This window comes from Streptomyces tricolor (genome assembly GCF_002155905.1).
Taxonomy (GTDB): domain Bacteria; phylum Actinomycetota; class Actinomycetes; order Streptomycetales; family Streptomycetaceae; genus Streptomyces; species Streptomyces tricolor.
On sequence record NZ_MUMF01000576.1, the window covers coordinates 1 to 3,197 of the forward strand.

2 protein-coding genes and 1 pseudogene are annotated in these 3,197 nt (G+C 74.4%); 1 reads left to right on the top strand and 2 read right to left on the bottom strand.

Translation table 11 applies throughout. The features are described from left to right. Both CCN44_RS34055 and CCN44_RS34060 read right to left on the bottom strand, forming a co-directional pair. On the bottom strand, window positions 1–684 hold a 684-nt coding region (locus CCN44_RS34055; RefSeq protein WP_143650148.1), incomplete at its 3' end, for a serine/threonine-protein kinase. A 111-nt stretch (window positions 685–795) separates the two neighbouring features. Next, on the bottom strand, window positions 796–2,538 hold the full coding sequence (locus CCN44_RS34060) for a serine/threonine-protein kinase (RefSeq protein ID WP_086702197.1): 1,743 nt from the start codon (window positions 2,536–2,538) through the stop codon (window positions 796–798). 304 nt (window positions 2,539–2,842) lie between these two features. On the opposite strand from CCN44_RS34060, the pseudogene CCN44_RS34065 reads away from it, so the two are divergent. After that, window positions 2,843–3,197: pseudogene (locus tag CCN44_RS34065) on the top strand (cell division protein FtsK); the annotation flags it as partial.

Genomic DNA, 3,197 nt, shown 5'->3' on the forward strand with positions numbered 1-3,197 from the left:
GGTGACGTGCCGGCGCAGGACCGCGCCGGGGTGGCCGCCGCCGAAGGGCGTGAAGCCGGCGAGCAGCTCGTACAGGACGGTCGCCAGCGCGTAGATGTCCACGGCGGCCCGGGGCGGCAGGCCCTCGACGATCTCCGGGGCCAGGTAGTCCGGGGTACCGATGATCTTCGTGGCGCGGGTCCGCCGCGGCGAGTCGATCAGCTTGGCGACGCCGAAGTCGGTGAGCAGGGCGGGGTGGGATCCGCCCGGCCCGAGCGGGCCCTGCATGTCGAGCAGGACGTTCTCGGGCTTGACGTCCCGGTGGACGACCCCGGCCGCGTGGGCCGCGGCCAGCGCGTCGGCGACGTCGGCGACGATCGCCACGGCCGCCTCGGGGGCGAGCCGCCGCTCCCGCTCCAGCCGGGTGCGCAGGTCGGTGCCGCGCACGAGGTCCATGACCAGGGCCAGGTCGTTGCCGTCGACCACCAGGTCGCGGACGGTGACGATGCGCGGGTGCTCCAGGCCGAGCAGCGCGGTGCGCTCCTGCACGAAGCGTCCGACGAGCTCCTGGTCGGAGGCGAGGTCCTCGCGCAGCAGCTTGATGGCGACGGGGCCGTCCGGTCCCTCGCCCAGCCACACCGTGCCGGCGCTCCCCCGCCCCAGGATCTGGTTCGCGGTGTACCGGCTGCCGATCTTCCGTGCCAAGACTGCTCCTACAGACGCGTGTTGTCGCCAAAACTACGCGTCCGACGAGCCAACCTTCACCGCGGAGACGGAAATCACCCGGCAGATGTCGACAAATCCCTAAACCAGCGATCAGTTTCCGCTGCCGGACGACCCGCCGAGACCCTCGATCCAGCCGCCCACCTTGCCGGCCCAGTCGGTCAGCTGGTCCCAGTAGCCCTTGCCGGTGCCGATCCAGTCCTGGAGCGGGGTCAGCTCCCAGATCAGCCAACTCGCCACGATCAGGATGACGATCGTGAACAGGCAGCCCTTCAGGCAGCCCAGCCCGGGGATCTTCATCCGGTTCGCGCTGCGCTGGCGCGGCGCCCGGGGCTCCCGCGCGGGCCGCTGCGGCTCGGGCCGGGCGGGCGGCGCGTACCGCTGCGGCTGCTGGGGCTGCTGCGGCGGGGCGTACTGCTGGGGCTGCTGCTGCGGATACCCGTACCCGGCCTGCGGCGCGCGCTGCCGGCCGCGCGGCTGGGGCTGCTGCGGGCGGGCCTGCGGCGCCGGGCGCGGCTGCTGCTGGGGCCGGGCCACCTGCCGCTGGGGGCGGCGGCGCAGCGGGTCCTCGTCCGGGTCCAGGTACTGGATCTGCGTCTGCTCGTTGCGGTCGCGGGCGGCCCGCAGCTGGTTCTGCCAGGGGTGCGGCTGATCGGGCTGCTGACCCTGCTGCCCCTGCTGGCCGTACTGACCCTGCTGCCCCTGCTGCCCCTGCTGTCCTTGCTGGACGGGCGGCAGGACGGCCGTGGGGTCCGCCGCGCCCGTGCTCGGCAGGACGGCGGTGGGGTCGGCGGCGCCGGCCGGGCCGCCGGTGTGCGGCAGCACGCTGGTCGCGGCGTTCGGGTCGTACGCCCCCTGCGGCGCGTTCGTCGGCAGCACCTGGGTGGGGTCGGCGGCGCCGGGCACGCCCGGGACGGCGGTCGGGGCCGGGTCCGGGGCGAGCAGCGCGCCGACGCCCTCGGCGGCGGCGATCTGCGCGGCGTTCGCGTGCACCCCGACGCCCTCGGCGACGACCCGCAGGGCCCGCGCCAGGTTCTCGGCGCTCGGCCGCTCGTCCGGGTTCTTGCGCAGGCACCGCTCTATGACCGTCCACAGCGGGTCCGGGACGGTGGAGGGGCGGCGCGGCTCAGCGCTCAGGTGCTGGTGCAGGACCTCCAGGGCGGTGCCGCCGCCGAACGGCGGACGGCCGGTGACCAGCTCGTACAGCAGGATGCCGGCGCCGTAGATGTCGACGGCGGAGGTCTGCGGGCGGCCCTCGGCGGACTCGGGGGCGACGTACGCGGGCGTGCCCACGAACTCGTGGGTACGGGTCAGCCCCGGGGAGTCGGCGAGGCGGGCGATGCCGAAGTCGGTCAGCATCGGGTGCATCTGGCCCTCGTACTGCTGGAGCAGCACGTTGGCGGGCTTGAGGTCGCGGTGGACGACGCCGTCGGCGTGGCTCGCGGCGAGCGCGTCGGCGATCTGCGCGGTCAGCAGGGCCGCGGCGACGGGTGTGAAGGGGCCGTTCTCGCGCAGGTAGCGGTGCAGGTCGGGGCCCTCGACGAGGTCCATGACGAGCGCCAGCAGGTCGCCCTCGACGACCAGGTCGCGGACCCGGACGATGTTGGGGTGGGTGAGCCGGAGCAGCACGGACCGCTCGCGCAGGAAGCGCATCACGATGTCCGGGTCGCTCGCCAGCTCCTCCTTCAGGACCTTGATCGCGACCGTCTCGCCCGGCTGCCCGGGCACGGCCGCCTCGGCGCCCGCGGTCTCGCGCTGGCGGGCACGCCAGACGGTGCCTGTGGCGCCGCGTCCGAGCGGCTCCTCAAGCAGGTACTTGCTGCCGACTGGCCGCACGTCACGCGCTCCCTGCTGGTTGCTGTTGCTTGCTTGCCTGTATTCCGGTTGTTCCGACCCACTGTAGTGCCGCCCTCGGGGGCGTCAGGGGCTCGACGGAAAGACGCACACCCCGGTCCGCCGGTTGCCCAAATCGGACGTGACCGATCTCAAGTGATCGTCGGCGGCCGCGTTGTCAGGCACTTTTGGGGGCAGAGCCGACCAATCAAGATCACTTGTCACCGGGTTCGCGGCGCGCTGTCCGTGGCAGGTGCGAGGATGCCTTCCTACTGGTACTTGCCGACGTGCTCGTGTTGGGGTGGGGATGCAGATCCGGCTGACCGTCGTAGACCCGCTCGGCCCGTCCCCGCAGCGGGGCCGCGCCGCGAGCCGCGACGTGCTGGTCACGGCGCCCGCGGGCACGGAGCTGGCCGCGGTCGCGTCGGCGCTGGCCGGGGCGGTCACCGGCGAGGGCGGCGCGGGGCGGGAGGCCGGCGGCGCGTCCGTGGTGCTGTACGCGGGCACCGAGCGGCTCGACCCCCGCCGCAGCACCCTCGGTGAGCCGCCGCTGGTCGACGGCGCCGTGCTGTCCCTGGGCGCCCCCGCGGCCCCCGAGCCGCACCCCGAGCTGGACGACGCGCCGACCCAGCTGCACGTGGTCGCCGGGCCGGACGCGGGCG